The sequence below is a fragment of the Streptomyces sp. NPDC051963 genome (assembly GCF_044593495.1).
Lineage (GTDB): Bacteria > Actinomycetota > Actinomycetes > Streptomycetales > Streptomycetaceae > Streptomyces.
In genome coordinates, this window is record NZ_JBIUCC010000004.1 from 399,975 (window position 1) to 416,849 (window position 16,875).

The window sequence follows — 16,875 nt, forward strand, 5'->3', positions numbered from 1 at the left end:
CCGCTCCCAGGCGCTGTCGGACCCAGGGACGCGCAGACCCACCCACACGGCACTATGACGTCATGGATCCTGCACAGGAGTTGGGAGAGTTCCTGCGGTCCCGACGGGCACGCCTCAGCCCCGAGGACGCCGGCTTCGCCTCGGGGTCGGGGCCGCGCCGGGTGCCGGGGCTGCGGCGGGAGGAGGTCGCGTATCTGGCGGGGGTCAGCGTCGACTACTACGTACGGCTGGAGCAGGGCCGTAATCGCGGGGTCTCCGACACCGTCCTCGGCGCGGTCGCCGACGCGCTTCGGATGGACGACGACGAGCGCGCCCATCTGGTGCGGCTCGCCCGGCCGGACGGCGCCTCCGGGGCCCCCGACGGCCGCACCGCGCGCCCGGGCGTCCGGCAGCTGCTCGACTGGATCTCCGCCCCGGCCCTGGCCGTGGACCACCGATTGGACATCCTCGCCTGGAACCGCGCGGCCTGTGCGCTCATCACCGACTTGGCGGCGCTGTCGCCCGGCGCACGCAACATGGCGCGTCTGCATCTGCTCGACGCCGTGATCGGGAGCCGTTACCCGGACCGCGATTTCATCGCCCGGGAGGTCGTGGGCCAGCTGCGGATCGCGGCGGGCCGGTATCCGCGGGACCGGGCGCTGCACCGGCTCATCGCCGAACTGACCGAGAACTCAACGGAGTTCCGGCATCACTGGGAGCGGCATGCCGTGCACACCAAGTCCTCCGGGTTCAAGCGCGTGAACCATCCGGAGGCCGGCCCGCTGACCCTCGCCTACGAGATCACCCACTTTCCCCAGGACCCGGACCTGAGCCTCCTCGTCTACACAGCCGCCCCGGACACTCCGGAAGCCCAGGCCCTGCGGGTCATGGCGAAGGAATGGAAACGGTTCAATGAATGAAAACGGTTCAGTGGTCCGCGCAGCACGGGGTCGGATCCGGCACCTCGAAGGGAACGAGGACACCGCCGACCGCGGGCATGGCGGTGAGGACCAGTTCACCGTCGGTCCACTGCGGCCGTACGTGATCCTGCGTCACCAGACGGGCATCCGGGGCCGGTTGCCCCGCGGCCCCCAGCACGGTCACCCTGTCGATCGCTGAGCGCGCCAGCACCTGGGCGACCGTCAGCGTGCCGGTGAGCGACGAGACCCCCGGGTACACCACCGCACGGCCGACCGCGTCGGGCGCGCCGCCCGTCACCTCGTACCCCTGCTCCGAAAGCCGCTCCTGGGCGGTGCGAAGGAGCGACTGCGACGGCAGGGTGAGGGACAGGACGACGCGTGGCCGGTCGCCCCGCACCAGATGCGTGCAACCGAACTCACCCTCGGGGAGGGCGAGTTCGGCCGCAAGCGTCTGCAGCAGGTGGTCGGAGGCGCGCAGGTCCGTGATGCCCGCGTCCACCGTGAGGACGAACTCGGTCACGAGGGCAGGACCCACACCGGGTTGGAGTAGAACCACAGGTCGGCCCACGGGTCCGCGTCGCCGACGACGTCGAGGGCGGGGCCGTTGGGGTCGACGGCCGCGCCGTTCGGGCCGACGGCGTTGCGGTTGCCGTCCGTGCCGCGCAGCCGGACGTAGACCGGGCGGTCGACCTTGCCGAGGTCGTAGCTGAGCCGGACCGTGCCGGTGGACTTGTTCACCTCGAACGACTTGACCACCTTGGCGGTCGGCGCGGTGAAGGTGTCCTTGTCCTTGACCTCGCCCGTGACATCGCCCTGGATGACGTCCACGCGGGCCAGCTTCGGTTCGAAACCGGCCCAGTTGGGGCCGCCGGCGAGGGCCACGTCCACCGTCAGGGTCACGCGGGTGCCCTTGCGCACATGCAGGGCGCCGCCCAGCGTGGCCCAGCGGTAGCCGCCGGCGACGCGGACGTCGAGGCCGCTGAGGAGCTGGCCGTGGTCGACCCAGATGCGGCCCGCGCGGATGCCGTCCATGACGGCGGCGTAGGAGAAGCCGTCCGCGCCGACGTGGGTACGGCTGTAGTAGCCCGGCCAGTAGTCGCCCTGCGCGATGTCGATCTTGCCGGCGTAGACCGGGTCGTCGTAGCGGCCGTTGGCGTCGAAGTTGCCGCCGCCGCGCGCGGCGGTGTCGGCGTAGACCTGGTGGGAGTCGGAGTTGGCGGTGATCCACCAGGGCTTGCCCTCGGCGATCAGGCTGTCCCACAGGCCGCCGACCGTGGCGGTCATCCAGTCGAAGCCGCCCCAGGTGCGGTAGCTCTCCAGCGGGTAGCCGGCGAAGGAGTCGGCGCTGGGGTTGTTGTCGTAGATGCCGCGGGCCCGGCCCATGCCGAGCGGCGCCGGGATACCGGCGGCCTGGTGGCCGGGTGCGCCCTCGAAGCCGACGGCGATCTGGTGGCTCGCGGGGGTGGCGTCGCGCCAGGCGCGTATCTCGTGCGGGGAGTCGACACCGCGCCGCGCCGGGTGGTTGGCGAGCATCAGCGCGTCCTTGACCTTGCGCCGCTTCACCTGGTCGGAGAGGAAGGCGAGGCCGGCGACCGCGAGGGCCTCGTTGGCGGCCGAGCTGCCCGAGGCGTTCTTGACGCTGCCGTCGTAATCGGTTTCGAACTGCTTGAGGACGGAGACCTCGTTCTGCCCGGGGTGCACGAACACGGTGCCGTGCTCGGCGGACGGGATGTTCCACTCCAGACCCTGGAAGACAAGCGTGTCCTCGTAGGCGGAACGGGCCTGCTTGATGTCCGGGTTGACCTTCTCCACACCGATCTTGGCGTGCGTGGTGCTGCCGTGGTCGGTGATGACCAGCCAGTCCATGCCGTGCTTGGCGCCCTGGCGGACCTGGTCGACGACGCGGTACTTGCCGTCGCTGCTGTACTGCGTGTGGATGTGGTGGTCGCCGGACAGCCAGAGGAAACCGTTCTTACGGCCGCCGGCGGCGGGCGCGGCGGCCGCGGGGGCGGCACCGGTCGTGCCGGTCAGCACACTGGAGGCCGCCAGGCCCGCACCGAGCAGGCCCGCACGGCGCAGCATGGTGCGACGCGACGCCTGCTCGGGGGAGAGAGCCTCGTCGGGCACGGAGCTGTCGAAGGCGGCGGGAAGCGCCGACTCCGGCTGGTGGTCGTGGTCATGGCCGTGATCGTGCCCATGACCGTGTCTGTGGTGATGTCCGTGACCCATGGTGCGCCTCCCGGATGCCGCCGGCTGCTGCGGCTGCCTTCTGCGGCGCGAACGCGCCGCCTGAGGAGAATCGAGGCGAAACATGAACATTGAACGACCGCGGGGTGATCACCGGGTTTTATGGACACGGCGGGTAAGCCCGATTCTCACTGTTCTCCCAACCGGCCTTTACCGCCACACTCGTTGGCAGTGAATCTGAGCACTGTTCAACTTCTTTTCGCAACCTTCCTCCATATCCTCCGACCGGAGAAACCCCCACCATGAGAAGACTGCTGGGCACCCTCGCGGCCGCGGCGCTGGCCGTCACCGGCCTTGCCACCACCGGCTCGACCCCCGCGGCAGCCGCCACCGGCTCCTTCAACGTCCTCACGTACAACGTCGCGGGCCTCCCCCTCGGCCTCGGCGACAGCGACCCGGAGACCAACACCCCGCTGATCGGGCAGCGCCTCGGGCCGTACGACATCGTGAACGTCCAGGAGGACTTCAACTACCACGCCTCGCTGTACGCCAACGACGCCCATCCGTACCGCACGGCGACCAGCGGCGGCGCGGCCATCGGCGACGGCATGAACACCCTCTCGGACTACGCCTTCGAGGACTTCGAGCGGGTGAGGTGGAACGCCTGCACCGGCACGAACTGCCTCACCCCGAAGGGCTTCTCGCTGGCCCGGGTCCGGCTCGCCGAAGGCGTTTTCATGGACCTGTACAACGTCCACACGAACGCCGACGACACCGACGACGCGCTCGCGGCCCGCCGCGCCAACGTCGAGCAGCTGTCGGACTTCATCCAGGCGAACTCCGCGGGCAACGCGGTGATCGTCATGGGCGACACGAACACGCGCTACACGCGCGCGGGCGACAACATCCGCACGCTTGTTTCCGAGAACGGTCTCAAGGACGCGTGGGTCGACCTGGTCAAGGGCGGTACACCGCCCGCGCAAGGCAGCGACGCCCTGGTCTGCGACTCGGCCGCCCCCACGAACGACTGCGAGGTCGTCGACAAGGTCCTCTACCGCGGCAGCAACCTCGTCTCCCTCGACGCCACCCGCTACAACAACGAGTGGAAGTCGTTCCTCCGCTCCGACGGCGAGCACCTCTCCGACCACTTCCCGCACACGGTCGACTTCTCCTACACCGTCAGCTCCTCCCTCAAGGCGAGCGACTTCTTCGGCGGCCCGCACGGCACGGCCTTCAACGACGCGGACGACCTGCCGGCCACACCCTCGCCCCGCACGCTGACGCTGCGCGGCGGCTCCCGTCTGGACGCGGTCTCCCTGACCCATGACGGCGGCACGACACTGAGCCACGGCGGCACGGGCGGTACGGCGACCTCCCTGACCCTCGCTTCCGGTGAGCACCTCACCTCGGTGAAGCTGACGCAGGGTCAGAAGGACGGCCGGACCCGGATCTTCTCGGCCACCTTCACCACGGACAAGGGCCGCACCCTGGCCTCCGGCACGGCGACGTCCGACACGAAGACCTTCACGGCTCCGTCCGGCCGGCAGATCGTCGGCTTCACGGGACGCGCGGGCGACGAGATCGACAAGCTGGGCGTGCTGTACGCGCCGATCGGCTGACGCGCGGCGGCACGAGGTAAGCGGTATGAGGTGGCGGTTCGCTGCGGCGACCGCCACCTCGGCGTTTCCGCAAGCGTTTCACCGCCCTTTCGACTTGGTGCGCTAGGGTATTTCCTAGAGACTCTAGGAAACCCAGTGGACCGAGGAACCCCAATGCCCCGAGCCGGCCTCACCACCGACCGAGTCGTGGCCGCCGCCGCCGAACTCGCAGACGAGGTCGGCTTCGAGAGCATCACGGTGTCCGCGCTGGCCCGCCATTTCGGCGTCAAGGACGCAAGCCTCTACTCGCACGTAAAGAACCTCCAGGACCTGCGCACACGCCTCGCCTTCTTCGCGGGCGCCGAGATGATCGACCGGATCGGTGCCGCCGTCGCCGGACGGGCCGGGAAGGACGCGCTGGCGGCGTTCGCCGGGGCGTATCGCGCCTACGCCCTGGAGCACCCGGGGCGGTACGCCGCCACACAGATCCGTATCGACCAGGCCCTCGTCGCCGACTCCCCGGTCCTCAGGCGCACGGCCGAGATCACCTACGGCATGCTCCGCGCGTACGGCCTCGAAGAGCCCGATCTCACGGACGCCGTACGCCTGTTGCGCAGTACGTTCCACGGCTACTGCGCGCTGGAGGCCAACGGCGGCTTCGGTGCGCCCCGCGATGTGGAGGAGTCCTGGCACACAGCGGTGGCGGCACTGCACGGAGCGTTGGAGCACTGGCCCCGCAAGCACGGGCCCCACAAGGAGGAGAAGCGTGACTGACCTGTACTACGACCTGGCCGGCAGCGGCCCCGTCCTGCTCATCGTCCCCGGTGGCGCCGGGCACCCGATGGGCCTCGCCCCCCTGACCGCCCGGCTCGCCGAGCAGTTCACCGTCGTCACCTACGACCCTCTCGGCCTCGCCCACGGCCGCCTCGGCGAACCCGTCGCCGACCAGCGGGTCGAGGAGTGGAGCGACGGGGCGAGCCGGGTGCTCGACGCCGTACTCCCCGACGGAGAGTCCGCCTACGTCTTCGGCACCAGCGCCGGCGGCATCGTCGTCCTCGACCTGCTCGCCCGGCATCCCGAACGGCTGCGGCACGTCATCGCGCACGAACCGCCGAGCGTGGGTGTGCTGTCCGACGGGGCACGGCACCAGGCCATGTTCCGGGAGGTGTACGACCGTTATCGCGCGCAGGGGCTCGCGGCGGCGGCCGCCCTGATGACCGCCGAGCTGACGTCGAGCGAGCCCACGGAGGTCCCGTCCGTTCAACACCTCACGCGCGAGGAGGAGTTGGCCAACCCCATGGCCCTCTCCGTCATCCATGTCCTGCGCCAGTTCACCTCGTACACCCCCGACCTCGGGACGCTCGCCTCCCTCTCCGCCCGGCTCACCCTCGCCGCGGGCACCGGTTCGCGCGGTCAACTCCTGCACCGCACCGCCTCCTTCGTCGCCGAGCGCACCGGGAGTCCGTTCGTCGAGTTCCCCGGCGGGCATATCGGTGCCATGGAGGAGCCCGTCGCTTTCGCGGAGCGGATCGCGGAGACGCTGGTTCCGGTCGACACCCCAGGCGCCACGCTGACCACTTAGACTGGAAGCTTCGCGGATGCCACGTGCCGCCCAGGGGGGAGGGAGCGCGCCTTGTCACAACAGCAGTTGGGCCGCAGACCGCCCAGGCACAGTCCGGCGCCCCCGGCTCCGGACGGCGCCGCCGGTGGGCAACCCACCCGGTTCGTGGGCTGGCTCGGCGGGTTCGGCGCCCTGGCCGCCGGGTACGCGGTGTTCCAGTTCCTGTTCGAGGTGCTGCCCGACTCCCTCGACGGCGAGCCCGCCAAATATCTGATCGCCGGGGTGAGCGGCCTCGGCACGGGCCTGGCCGCCTGGCTGGCGGCGGCACTGGTGCGGGCCCGGACCGGCGCCGTGGCCGCGCCGGGCACACCGACCACCGCGCCCGGCCCGCTCCCCCAGGTCTTCGCCGACGCGTACGACACCCTCTCCGAGCAGCTCACCGTCGACGACGACCCGGACCGCGGGCCGCTCATCGGCTGGTCGCACGCCCTGGGCGAGAGCAGCTCCGCCCGCCCCACCGCGGTCGGCACGGCGTACGGCCTGCACATCATGCTGGACCTCGGTGTGCCGGACGGACGGCTGTCCACCGGGGACCTGGTGGACACCCTGTGGCGGCTGCGGCTCCCGGACGGCGGCTGGTCGGCGCGTTCGCAGGGGTCCGAGCCGCGCCCGGAGGTCACCGCGCTGGTACTGGGCGCGCTGGCCAGGGCGGGGGCGTCCCGGGCCAGGCTCGCGGACGAGGTGGCCCGGTGCACGGACGGGTTCAGCCATGAACTCGACAGCGCCGGACGGCAGTCGACCCATGTCGTGACGACCGTGCTGCGCGGGCTGCTGCGCGCCGCGCCCGACTCCGCCCTGCTGCCCAGGCTGCGCGAGGCGATCGTCGACGGCGCGCTCAGCGACCCGGGCCGCGAGCATCTGCGCTGCTGGGACTACCGGCTGGACCTGGAGAACGGCCGGGCGTCCGCGCTGCACACCGCCCAGGCGGTGGTCGCCCTCGACCGGGCCGCCCGCATCCTCGGCGACAACGCTGCCGCCCGCGCCACCCGGGAGGACGGCGTCCGCTGGCTGCTGGCCTGTCCGGACGGGCCGCACGACAGCTGCGCCGACCTGGCCAACTTCCGCGAGGAGGTGCGGCGCCCGCGCTCGGACGACCCCGCGCGCCACGAAGTGCTGAACGTACGGCACTTCACGGCGGCCTGGGTGGTGCGCGCCCTGATGTCCCCGACCGCGTCGCGGATCGCCCGCGCCGAAGGGCTTCAGGCTCGGTGGCGGGAACGGCTGGACGGCGCCGTCGCCGCGGTGTGGGCCGGTCAGACCGACGGCATCTGGACCTGGGAGCTCGGTGACGGCACCGAGCTGCGCCGGCCGATCTGGATGACGTATCAAGGCCTTTGCGCGCTGCGGGCCCATGCCGTATGGATGTATCAGCCGGATCAGCCGGACCACTGAACCTGCCTGCACCGGGCGGAAGTTGGGGGATGACGCATGGGCGGTCGGCAGGTTCTGGCGGCTCGGTGGCTGCTGGCCTCGGCGATGGACGGTGAGCTGTCCGAGCGTGAACTCGTCATCGCCGCCCGCTCCGCCGTCGCCGAACTGGGCTCGTCCGAGCGCCTGTTGGAGCTGATCGCCGAACTCGCCTGCGGGGAGGGCGATCCGGAGGGATGTGCCCGGCTGTCGTACCGCCACGTACTCGGTTTCGACAAGCTCCTGCTGATCGACGGCGGCCGCCGGCACATGCTCCGCGCCCACCTGTGGCACCCGGGCGCCGACGGGATCGGCAAGGAGGACATCCACAACCACCGTTCCCCGCTGGCCTCCTACATCGTCCGGGGGCGGCTGGCCATGGAGCTGTACGAGGTGGGAGGCGACGGCGGAATCGCGGCGGACCGGTACGAGGAGTCCCTGGCGGAGCAGTCGGCGGACTGGCGGCTGGCGCCGACGGGTCCGGCCCGGCTGCGGCTGACGCATGTGGGGCAGTACGCGGCGGGCAGCTCGTACGCCCTGCCACCGCACACCCTGCATCGCGCCTGGTGCGACACGGATCAGCCGACCGTGACACTGTTCCTGGAGACAGGGAGCGAACGGCGGCGCAGCACCGATGTGTTCACGGCGGCGGGACCGCATCCGGGGGCGGTGCAGAAGGTGCCGCTGAGCACGGCGGACTATCTGGGTGCGCTGGGCGGTCTGGCGGAACTGCTCAGGAGTTCATGAGGGCCTGGCGTACGACGTCGAGGTTGTAGTCGTCGATGTCGACCTGGGTCAGCTGGGACGGCCGGAGCCAGATGTGGTCCTGGTCGGGCTCCGGGAGGGTGACCTGCCCGGACAACGGCCTGATGAGGAAGTTGTCCTGCCAGTTCTTGGTCTCCTGGCCCCGGTAGTCACTGACGAAGGACGACTCGCCGACCTTGCGGACGACCTCCCCGAGCAGCCCGGTCTCTTCCTTCAGCTCACGCAGCGCGCCGTCCTCGGGGCTCTCCCCCGGCTCCAGCTTCCCGCACGGGACGCCCCACACCCGGGGCAGGAACCGCTCCTTCTCACTGCGGCGCACCAACAGGACCTGCTGCTCGTCGTTCATCACGACAGCAGCCGCCAGTCGCCTGTTGCCGGGGATGTCCATGTCCATGGTTCCTCGGTCCCTCGCCGGAGATGAGTACAAAGGTTCTGATACCCAGGAAAGCTTCTACGGTACCAGTCGGGCCGTTTTCGGTCTGTGCCGTCGGTCTCACGCGGGTGTGTGCCGTCTGTCTCACGGTGCCGGACTGCGCCCTCAGTCTCACGGTGCCGGACTGCGCCTTCGGTCTCACGGTGTGCGGGCTAATGCCTGCACCTCCGCGACCGACGGGAGCGCGCCCCGCGGTGTGCGGCCGGCCCGGATGTCGGTAACCGTTTCCAGGGCCGCGCCCAGCGCCCGCCGGTACAGCAGCGAGCCGAGGCTGATGCGCCGTACGCCGAGGTCGGCGAGTTGGGGGACGGTCGGTCCGACGGGTGAGTAGAGGATGTTGAGGGGGACGTCGAGGTGCTTCACCAGTCGGGCGATCTCCCGCGGATCGGTCAGTCCGGGGACGAACACGCCGTCCGCGCCCGCCTGTTGGTAGGCGTCGAGGCGACTCAGCGTGTCCTCGCCGTCTCCCAGCCAGTACGCGTCGGTGCGGGCGTTGACGAAGAGACCGGGCGCCGCCGACTTCACCGCGGCGATCTTCGCGGCGTGCCGGCCGACGGGCCCGAGACCGTCCTCCAGATTGATGCCGACGGCTCCGACGACCGCCAGTTCGCGCGCGTACTCCCCCACCTCGTCGGGGTCCTCACTGAAGCCGCCCTCGGCGTCGACGGAGAGCAAGAACGCCTCCGAGCCGAGCGTGAGAGCGAGTTGGAGTGTGTGTTCCCGGGTCACCGAAGCGCCGTCTGGTACCCCCACGGATGCGGCCACACCGAGACTCGTCGTGGCGACCGCGGGGAAACCCTGGGCGGCGAGGGCCGCCGCCGAGGCATGGTCCCAGGCGTTGGGCAGGAGCAGGGGTTCGTCGGCGTGATGGAGGTCGGCGAAGGTCATGCCGGTCACCGTACGAGCGGGTTGCTTCGGTGCCCGCCGAACTGTGCCGGTGCCGTATCAGCGGCCCGCCAGCTCCCCCGCGCTCCGCTCCACACAGAACTCGTTGCCTTCGGGATCGGCGAGTACCGCCCAGCCGGTGCCGTCCGGTTTACGGCGGTCGTCGAACATCGTGGCCCCGAGGGCCATGACCCGCTCGACCTCCTTGTCACGCGTGCGGTCCTGCGGCTGAAGGTCGAGGTGCACGCGGTTCTTGCCGCTCTTGGCGTCCGGCACGGCGACGAAGAGCAGGCCCGCACCCTCGATCAGCACCTCCTCGTCGCCGGGCTTGTCGTCCTCGTGCACGGACAGGCCCAGGACCTCCGACCAAAAGACAGCGAGCGCGTAGGGGTCGGCACAGTCGACGGTCGTATGGCGAATCGCTGAAGTCATGCGGGGATTCTTGGGCAGACAACGGTTCCGGGCAACGCAATTACGGACGAGTCGCGGCAACCCCAAGTTCAGAGCACCGACAAGGTCGTTGGCACGCGCATCACCGGTGACGTGGCAGTCCAGAAGGACGGGACGCTGACGTGGGCGTACGTTCCGGTCAAGCCGTCGTACGCCGGCGCGTTGACGGGCGCTTCCCCGACCTCGACGGGCAGCACCGGGCTCCGGGCGGTGCTCTCCGCGCTGCCGTGGTTCCTCAGCGGCCTGGTCAGGATCCCCACCGGCAGGTGGGGATGCAGCGCGGCCGCCGGTCCGCGGCCACCATGGTGAGGATCCAACGGTGACGCTCGTCCCGCTCACCGAGGATCACACGGGACCACTGCTCGGGGGCGATGCTCGGCTGGTGCAGCAGCGGGCGCAGCTCCGCCGGGGTTGCCGGGTCGAGCGAGAGTCCGTCCGCCCAGGAATCCAGCAGCTCGAGAGCTCCGTCACGGGTACTCCCCGCCGCCACCCGTTCCGCGTCGGTCCGTGGACGGTGTGCGCAGGGCCGAGGCGATCGCCTGCCCTGTCTCGCGTGCGGTGAGATACGGCCGGACATCGTGAGCCTGCGCTCCGTTGTGTACGAGGACGTCGGTGACGCGGTCGCCGAACACCGGTGCCAACTCCTTGGCCAGGGCCACGATGTCGCCCCGGTCCAGGACGTTGGTCCAGCGTTTTACGGGGGCCGGCCAACGGCCCCGGCCGTCCTGGGGCGCCGGGACCAGCCGGTCGGCGACGAGTCCACGTACGGCGAGCGGCGATCCGAGGGTGATCAGCGTCAGTTCCGGCACCTCCGGGCGGGCGCACAGGGTCTCGTAGGCGACGATCGTGCCCAGCGAGTGGGCCACGACCACTTCGGTCCGGTCGGTGAGCGCGGCGAGAAAGCGTGCCTGGATCGCCGCGCGCAGCTCGGGTTCGGTGAAGTAGCGACGGACCTGTCGGGCGTCGGAGATCAACAGCCGGTCGGCGAGGCCGGCGAAGAACGCGGAGTGGCTCAGGGCGTCCAGGGCACGCTGCATCAGGTAGGGGGCACGGCCTCGGGCCGCCGTGTCCGGCCCGGGCACCTCGCTCTCGGCCCGGGCCGCTGCTTGCCACCAGGCCAGCAACAGGTCCTGTTCGAGGCCCTCCTCGACGTCGGAGGCATCCAAGTCGGGCTCACCTGGGCCACGGTGACCGGCGGGTCGGAACAGATCGCCGTAGAACGCCATGGCCACGTCCCGCCGTTCGAGCGCCGCGCCGGCGAGGGTGAGACCGTCGGCGAGGGCGGGGTACCAGTCGGCGAGGAGGGTGTGCGGGCCCTTGTGCTGCTGGGCTATACCGTGCAGGAGGACGAGGCGGGTCACCGGGCCACCCTCCGGGGCTCCGGGTCGGAGTCGACGTTGAGGCCGAGGACCACCACGCCCATGTCCGTCGCCAGGCAGACATGCCCGGAGAGTGCCGCGGCCACGGCGTTGATGCCGCCACCCACGTCGAGTTCGGCGGTCCAGCCCGGGTGCCGGCTGTCCCAGACGCGGACCAGACCGAAGTCGTCGCCGGCGATGAGCAACGGAACGCCCTGGATGTTCGCCGCCTTGAGCGCCCGGGCCCGGGAAGGGAACGGCTCCAGTTCGGGCCCCGCGGCGGCCCGGGTGGCTAAGTCCCGGAAGACCAGCCGGCCGTCGCCGCATCCCACCACGAGGAGCTCGCCTTCCTGCACGAAGTCCACGCTGAACGCGCCCCGCTCGTGTCCCGTCAGCGGCTCGCCGACCGGTTCACCGGTGCGCAGGTCCCACAGCCGCACCGTGCCGTCCAGGGAGGCGCTGGCCAGGAGGTTCCTCTCCCCCGTATGAACGGCCCGCAGGTCCGTGACCTGGGCGGTGTGGCCGGGCATCGGAGGGCAGACGGGAGCCTGCGTGTGCGGGTTCCAGGCGTGCAGGGTGAAGTCGCCGGCGACGGAGACGACGAACGCCGTGCCGTCGACGGCGTGCAGGGAGGTCCTCCAGGACGTGCCGAACCGTTTGTCGAGGCGTCGGCGCGGCACCAAGGTCCAGGAGTCCGCTTCCGACCAACTGCTCATCACGATCACCGTCTCGCCGTTCAGACGGGCACTGGAGGTATGGAACAGCTGGAAGTTACCGGAGGTGATGTGGGGGGCGACCTGTGCTCCGGTGTCAAGGGCGTGGAAGCGGACGCCTCCGTGCTGGCTTCCGGTCACGACCATCGCCCCGCCGTCGGGGGCCTCGACGACGTCCGCGGAGACCAGACTGCGGTCCACACCGCACAACGGCTCCCCGAGCGGGCTCATGGTGGCGATGTCCCAGACCCGCACCTCACGGGTGAAGGCGGTCACCACGACGGGTGCCCCGTCGACGGTGCCGAGCGCGGGTGACGGGCAGGGACGTGTCACGTCGGTCAGTCTTGTCATGCCCTCCAGCGGTGGGTCCAGCGCCGTGGCCGCGTCCAGATCCCACACCCGTACGGAGTCGTCGTAGGCGAGGGAGGCGACCAGGGTCCGGCCACCGATACGGGCGAGCGTGGCGCGCAGTACCCCGTTGGTGTGTCCGACCAGCGGTCCGCCGGCAGACACGCGCGTCGCGATGTCGTGCACGTGCACGGCGTTTCCCTCGCGTCTGGACAGGACCACGGGGCGGTCCCCGAGGAATGCCACCCCCAGGGCACGGGCGTGCAGCGAGACTTCCTCCAGGTCGAGGTGGGCCTCCAAGGTGCCCGTCCCCTGAGGGTCTACGTGCCAGACGTACGCGTGGTTGAGGGCGGTCGCGACGGCGATCTGGAGAGCGCGACCGACGCTGCGGACGGCCAGGTACTCGACACCGCCTATGTGGGTGTCCAGGGGTGGTGACAGGGGCCTGCCGGTGGCGTGCTGCCAGATCCGGACCGTTCCGTCCTCGCTGCCGCTCACCAGGACGGCGGCCCCGTCCAGCATGCCGAGCGCGACACATCGCACCACGTTGGTGTGCCCCGCCAGCGCGGGCCCCGAAGCCCGGCCGGTGACCGGGTCCCAACATCTGACCTGGGTGTCCTCGCCTCCCGTGACGGCGACCGGCCGACCGCACACGGTGCCCAGGGCCACGGCGAGCACACGTCCTTGATGCCCCTCCATCGGGCGGCCGATCTGCTCACGGGTCCGCAGGTCCCACAACCGGGCCGTGCCGTCGGCCCCGCCGGTGAGCGCCAGAGGACGGCCCCGGACCTGCTGGACCGCGACGGTGTCCACCTGTCCGCTGTGCCCCTCGTTCGGCTGATCGGCGGACAGGTCCCAGACGCGCGCCGTACGGTCCGAACTGACGGTGACCGCAAGGGACGTGTCCCCGCGGCTGGTCAGGACCGCCGCGCAGATGTCGTCCATGTGACCGCGCAGCGGTGGCACAAGCTGGCGCAAGCTGGGCAGGTCCCACAGCCGCGATTCCTCGCGACCGCAGGTCAGCGCCACGGTACGGCCGCCGAAACGCCCCATCGCGGCCGACAGCACCCCACTGCGCTCGTAGTAGCGGTGCGCGACGACCGGTTCGCCGATCTGTCGACGCTCGGCGAGGTCCCACTGGCCCAGCGTGCCGGTCATGTCCCCGACCAGCAGGACGGTACGGCCGTCCACTTCTCCCGTGCACAGGGCCCTGACTCCGTCCGCGGGCCCGATCAGCGGGCTGCCGTCGATCCGTGCGTCGCCGCCGTCCGGGACGTCGCGGAGGTCCCAGATCCGTACGGCCTTGTCCTCCCCGCCGGTGACGGCCAGGGGGCGGCCGTCCACGTTCGCCAGGACCGCGTCCCACACAGTGCGCCGGTGGCCGGACAGGGGCGATCCGAGCTGCCTGCGTTCGGCCAGGTCCCACATGCGCGCCGTTCCGTCCCCGCCGCCCGTCAGCACCACCGTCCGGCCGGCGAGGGTGCAGACGCGGATGACTCGGATCACGTTGGTGTGTCCGGTCAACGGCGGACCGTACGGCTGGCCGGCCGAGAGGTCCCAGACCCGGACCGTGCCGTCCACGCCGCCGGCCAGGGCCACCGTGTAGTCGCCGAGTTCACCGATGGCCACCGCGCTCACGGCGACCCCCATCGCCAGCGGTTCGCCGATCTGCCGCTGAGTGGTGAGGTCCCAGACCCGGACCGTGCCGTCCGTGCTGCCGGTCACGGTGACAGGGAGCTCGTCGAGGTGGCCCACGCAGACGCAGGCGACGCTCCTGGTGTGGCCGCTGAGCAGCCGGTGGGCGCCGCTGGCCGACCACCACGCCCAGCGCGCGGTCCAGGGCAGGACCACGCCCAGTCGTTCGATGCGGTCCGCAAGGCGGTCGGCCTCGCAGCGCCGAGCGGACAGCTGTAGGTCCGCCGCGCGGGTGCCGAGCGCGCGGTCGGGGGTCAGACGGTGCGCCACCTGCTCATAGGCGGTTCGGATGCGTCGCGAGGCATCCCCGTCGACCGACGCCAACGCCCGCAGCAGCCCCAGGGGTTCGCTGGCGAGCAGGAACCCGGGGTCCTCGATGAGCCCGGCGAGCCGACCGGCGGCCGCGGCGTGCGTGGCCAGGTGCTGACGGACGTAGGGCGCCGCGGCGAGCCAGTCGCGTCTGCCGTCGGCGACGGCCGGGACGACCGAGACGAGGGCGTCGACGACGGCCCGTTGGATCTCGGCCGTGGCCCGCCCGGCCGTTCTGCGTAGATGCTCCGCCAAGGCCTTGTGGTAGAGCCGGTACACCGAGCGCCGGTCGTCGTCGACCACCTCCGCCACGTACGCCTCGGCCACGTCGAGGGCCCAGGACACGTCCGCCTCCGTGCACTCGACCCCCGACAGCACGCTGCTGAGCGTCGTCCAGATACGGCCGCGCGGCAGGCCGGTACCCTCGGAGAAGGCGAGGGCGAGGAGCATACGGCGGACCCGGGGCTCGTCGGGGCCGAAGCGGGCGAGGTAGTCGTCGAAGGCTTCGCCGATCTCGCTGGGCAGGTCGTCGGCCCAGCCGGGGCGCCGGATGTCGACGGCGGCCCGGTCCGAGCGCAGGGTGCGGGCGGTGGTGCGGGCGTAGAGGTACACCCCGGCGGCCCGGTCGGCGACGCCCGCGGCGACCGCCCGGGCAAGTTCGGGCCGGTCCCGGTAGGGGCTGTGGACCTCCGGCTCCTCCGTGGCGAGGAGCATCTTGGTGACGTATCCGGCGACGTCGTCCCGCTCCGCCCGGTAACCGGGCAGGTCCAGGTCGATGCAGTGGAAGGTGGGGCCGAGCGGGGTGACCAGTTCGCGGCGGGTGCCCACGAGGAGCCGTACGCCCGGAATCTCCGACATCGGCCGCAGCAGTTCGCGGGTGATCCGGCGGGGCTCGCCGTGGCCGCCCGCGTCCGCGGCCGTGTCGGAGCCGGCCTCGTCCACCGCGTCGACGACGATGACGACCGGTGGACCCTTGCGGCCGCGCCGGGTGAGTTCCTGCATGAGGGCGGCCGAACCGTCGACGTCAACGCCGAGGTTGCCCGCGATGCGCTCGACGATCTCGTCCAGCCGCTTGTGGCGGGCGTGCACGGCGGCGGTCACGCACTTTTCGGGGACGACCGTCGCGGGGTCGAGCACGTCGAGGTCGAAGCGTGGGCGGTAACCGGGATCGGACAGGGCGACCACCCGGCCCAGGACCGCGGACTTGCCACAACCCGGCCGGCCGGTGACGACCCGCCCCCGGCCGTCGCCCTCTTCGGCGATCAGCCACTCGGTGAGTTCGGCCAGGACACGGATCCGCCCGCTGAAGTACAGGCCGTGCTCGGACTCGAACTCCACCCCGCGTGAGCGCGGCCCGAAGTGCTCGGCGAGGTCCTGCCCGGCCACTCGACGCTGGATCTCCAAGTCGGTGCCGAGGGGCGGAAGGGCCTCCCGGTAACCGGAGTTGGGCAGGAACGGGGCCAGACCCGTCACCAGTCCACTGGCGAGTTCGGCGCGCTGGCCGAGGCCTTCCGTCTCAAAGCGTTCGTTGACGGCCTTCACCAGTTCGGAGAGGTCGAGGTACTGCTGCCGTTGCCCGGTCCGTCCGGTGGTGACGTCCACTGCGGAACGCAGCGCGGTGACGAACCGCCCTTCCTCGGCGACGTCCTTGCGGCGAGCGGAGGCCAGGAACCACAGCCCGGTGGCGGCGCCGGCGCCGGCGTGCCGGTAAGTGATCGACTGCAGCGCGAGCGCGGCGGCCTCCGCGCCGCCCGCCCCGCCGGCGCAGGTGTCCAGGACGAGCAGCAGATGGCGCAGCTCTCCCCGGCACAGGATGCGGACGAGGTCCTCGGTGGCCAGGGCCGTGGTGGCGGCGTCCTCGTCGGGACGCGAGTCCCAGCACAGCAGGTAGTGCCGGTCCCGGTCCTGGACCAGGCCGTGTCCGGCGAAGTAGAGGACGACAACGTCGTCGGCGGTGAGGGCGGCGTCGGTGGACCAGTGGCGCAGTTTCTGTCGGATCTGCTCGGCGGTGTCGTACTCCCCCAGGCCGGCCAGGACGGGCCGGTAGCCGAGACCGACGAACAAGTCGCGCATGTCACGCACGTCCGTGGGGACCTGCCCCAGTTGTTCGTGCGCCGGGAGGTGGCAGTAGCGGCCCACGCCCAGCGCGAGAAAGAACCGCCGACCGACCCGCAGCACCATCGCTCGTCCCCCCGCAGCACTCCGCT

14 protein-coding genes are annotated in these 16,875 nt (G+C 71.2%); 7 read left to right on the forward strand and 7 right to left on the reverse strand.

Annotation, left to right across the window (positions count from 1 at the left end; genetic code table 11):
- Positions 1-62: 62 nt before the first annotated feature.
- Positions 63-899, forward strand: a complete 837-nt coding sequence (locus ACIHFB_RS18515; RefSeq protein WP_365274415.1) for a helix-turn-helix transcriptional regulator — start codon at positions 63-65, stop codon at positions 897-899.
- A gap of 7 nt (positions 900-906) precedes the next feature.
- Here the strand turns inward: ACIHFB_RS18515 and ACIHFB_RS18520 are convergent, their stop codons facing one another.
- Together ACIHFB_RS18520 and ACIHFB_RS18525 are read right to left on the reverse strand one after the other, a co-directional pair.
- Positions 907-1,419 carry a hypothetical protein gene (locus ACIHFB_RS18520; protein ID WP_400127346.1) on the reverse strand — a complete coding sequence of 171 codons (513 nt, stop codon included), beginning with the start codon at positions 1,417-1,419 and terminating at the stop codon, positions 907-909.
- Positions 1,416-3,128, reverse strand: a complete 1,713-nt coding sequence (locus tag ACIHFB_RS18525; RefSeq protein ID WP_400127347.1) for a PHP domain-containing protein — start codon at positions 3,126-3,128, stop codon at positions 1,416-1,418. The genes ACIHFB_RS18520 and ACIHFB_RS18525 overlap by 4 nt, the downstream gene beginning before the upstream one ends.
- A gap of 260 nt (positions 3,129-3,388) precedes the next feature.
- Between ACIHFB_RS18525 and ACIHFB_RS18530 the strand changes: the two genes are divergently transcribed.
- The 5 genes from ACIHFB_RS18530 (at position 3,389) to ACIHFB_RS18550 (ending at position 8,459) form a co-directional block, all read left to right on the forward strand.
- Positions 3,389-4,705 carry a jacalin-like lectin gene (locus tag ACIHFB_RS18530; RefSeq protein ID WP_400127348.1) on the forward strand — a complete coding sequence of 439 codons (1,317 nt, stop codon included), beginning with the start codon at positions 3,389-3,391 and terminating at the stop codon, positions 4,703-4,705.
- Between the two features lie 153 nt (positions 4,706-4,858).
- Positions 4,859-5,458, forward strand: a complete 600-nt coding sequence (locus tag ACIHFB_RS18535; RefSeq protein ID WP_400127349.1) for a TetR/AcrR family transcriptional regulator — start codon at positions 4,859-4,861, stop codon at positions 5,456-5,458.
- Positions 5,451-6,266, forward strand: a complete 816-nt coding sequence (locus ACIHFB_RS18540) for an alpha/beta fold hydrolase (protein WP_400127350.1) — start codon at positions 5,451-5,453, stop codon at positions 6,264-6,266. The genes ACIHFB_RS18535 and ACIHFB_RS18540 overlap by 8 nt, the downstream gene beginning before the upstream one ends.
- 51 nt (positions 6,267-6,317) lie before the next feature.
- Positions 6,318-7,697 (forward strand): hypothetical protein, encoded by a 1,380-nt coding sequence (locus ACIHFB_RS18545; RefSeq protein WP_400127351.1) that lies wholly within the window; start codon positions 6,318-6,320, stop codon positions 7,695-7,697.
- A gap of 36 nt (positions 7,698-7,733) precedes the next feature.
- The gene (locus tag ACIHFB_RS18550; protein WP_400127352.1) at positions 7,734-8,459 is read left to right on the forward strand and encodes a hypothetical protein; all 726 of its coding nucleotides are present in this window, start codon (positions 7,734-7,736) and stop codon (positions 8,457-8,459) included.
- Here the strand turns inward: ACIHFB_RS18550 and ACIHFB_RS18555 are convergent.
- The 3 genes from ACIHFB_RS18555 to ACIHFB_RS18565 form a co-directional block, all read right to left on the reverse strand.
- Positions 8,446-8,871 (reverse strand): NUDIX hydrolase, encoded by a 426-nt coding sequence (locus ACIHFB_RS18555; RefSeq protein WP_400127353.1) that lies wholly within the window; start codon positions 8,869-8,871, stop codon positions 8,446-8,448. The two genes, ACIHFB_RS18550 and ACIHFB_RS18555, sit on opposite strands and share 14 nt — an antisense overlap.
- A gap of 177 nt (positions 8,872-9,048) precedes the next feature.
- Complete coding sequence (locus ACIHFB_RS18560) at positions 9,049-9,798, reverse strand: isocitrate lyase/phosphoenolpyruvate mutase family protein (protein WP_365274438.1); 750 nt, start codon at positions 9,796-9,798, stop codon at positions 9,049-9,051.
- Positions 9,799-9,855: 57 nt separating this feature from the next.
- Positions 9,856-10,227, reverse strand: coding sequence for a VOC family protein (locus ACIHFB_RS18565; RefSeq protein ID WP_365274441.1), 372 nt, complete (start codon positions 10,225-10,227; stop codon positions 9,856-9,858).
- A gap of 111 nt (positions 10,228-10,338) precedes the next feature.
- Here ACIHFB_RS18565 and ACIHFB_RS18570 point away from each other — a divergent pair, with 111 nt between their 5' ends.
- On the forward strand, positions 10,339-10,554 hold the full coding sequence (locus tag ACIHFB_RS18570) for a hypothetical protein (RefSeq protein ID WP_400127354.1): 216 nt from the start codon (positions 10,339-10,341) through the stop codon (positions 10,552-10,554).
- A 158-nt stretch (positions 10,555-10,712) separates the two neighbouring features.
- Here the strand turns inward: ACIHFB_RS18570 and ACIHFB_RS18575 are convergent, their stop codons facing one another.
- Positions 10,713-11,606, reverse strand: a complete 894-nt coding sequence (locus ACIHFB_RS18575; protein WP_365274447.1) for a hypothetical protein — start codon at positions 11,604-11,606, stop codon at positions 10,713-10,715.
- Entirely contained in the window at positions 11,603-16,849 is a 5,247-nt protein-coding gene (locus ACIHFB_RS18580; RefSeq protein WP_400127355.1) for a caspase family protein, read from the reverse strand. Before ACIHFB_RS18580 ends, ACIHFB_RS18575 begins: the two co-directional genes overlap by 4 nt.
- Positions 16,850-16,875: the final 26 nt, after the last annotated feature.

Bases quoted from the DNA above. Each gene is read 5' to 3' on its own strand.
- ACIHFB_RS18555 (WP_400127353.1), bottom strand. From the start codon at position 8,871: ATGGACATGGACATCCCCGGCAACAGGCGACTGGCGGCTGCTGTCGTG.
- ACIHFB_RS18550 (WP_400127352.1), top strand. From the start codon at position 7,734: ATGGGCGGTCGGCAGGTTCTGGCGGCTCGGTGGCTGCTGGCCTCGGCG.
- ACIHFB_RS18580 (WP_400127355.1), bottom strand. From the start codon at position 16,849: ATGGTGCTGCGGGTCGGTCGGCGGTTCTTTCTCGCGCTGGGCGTGGGC.
- ACIHFB_RS18560 (WP_365274438.1), bottom strand. From the start codon at position 9,798: ATGACCTTCGCCGACCTCCATCACGCCGACGAACCCCTGCTCCTGCCC.
- ACIHFB_RS18530 (WP_400127348.1), top strand. From the start codon at position 3,389: ATGAGAAGACTGCTGGGCACCCTCGCGGCCGCGGCGCTGGCCGTCACC.
- ACIHFB_RS18565 (WP_365274441.1), bottom strand. From the start codon at position 10,227: ATGACTTCAGCGATTCGCCATACGACCGTCGACTGTGCCGACCCCTAC.
- ACIHFB_RS18535 (WP_400127349.1), top strand. From the start codon at position 4,859: ATGCCCCGAGCCGGCCTCACCACCGACCGAGTCGTGGCCGCCGCCGCC.
- ACIHFB_RS18515 (WP_365274415.1), top strand. From the start codon at position 63: ATGGATCCTGCACAGGAGTTGGGAGAGTTCCTGCGGTCCCGACGGGCA.
- ACIHFB_RS18525 (WP_400127347.1), bottom strand. From the start codon at position 3,128: ATGGGTCACGGACATCACCACAGACACGGTCATGGGCACGATCACGGC.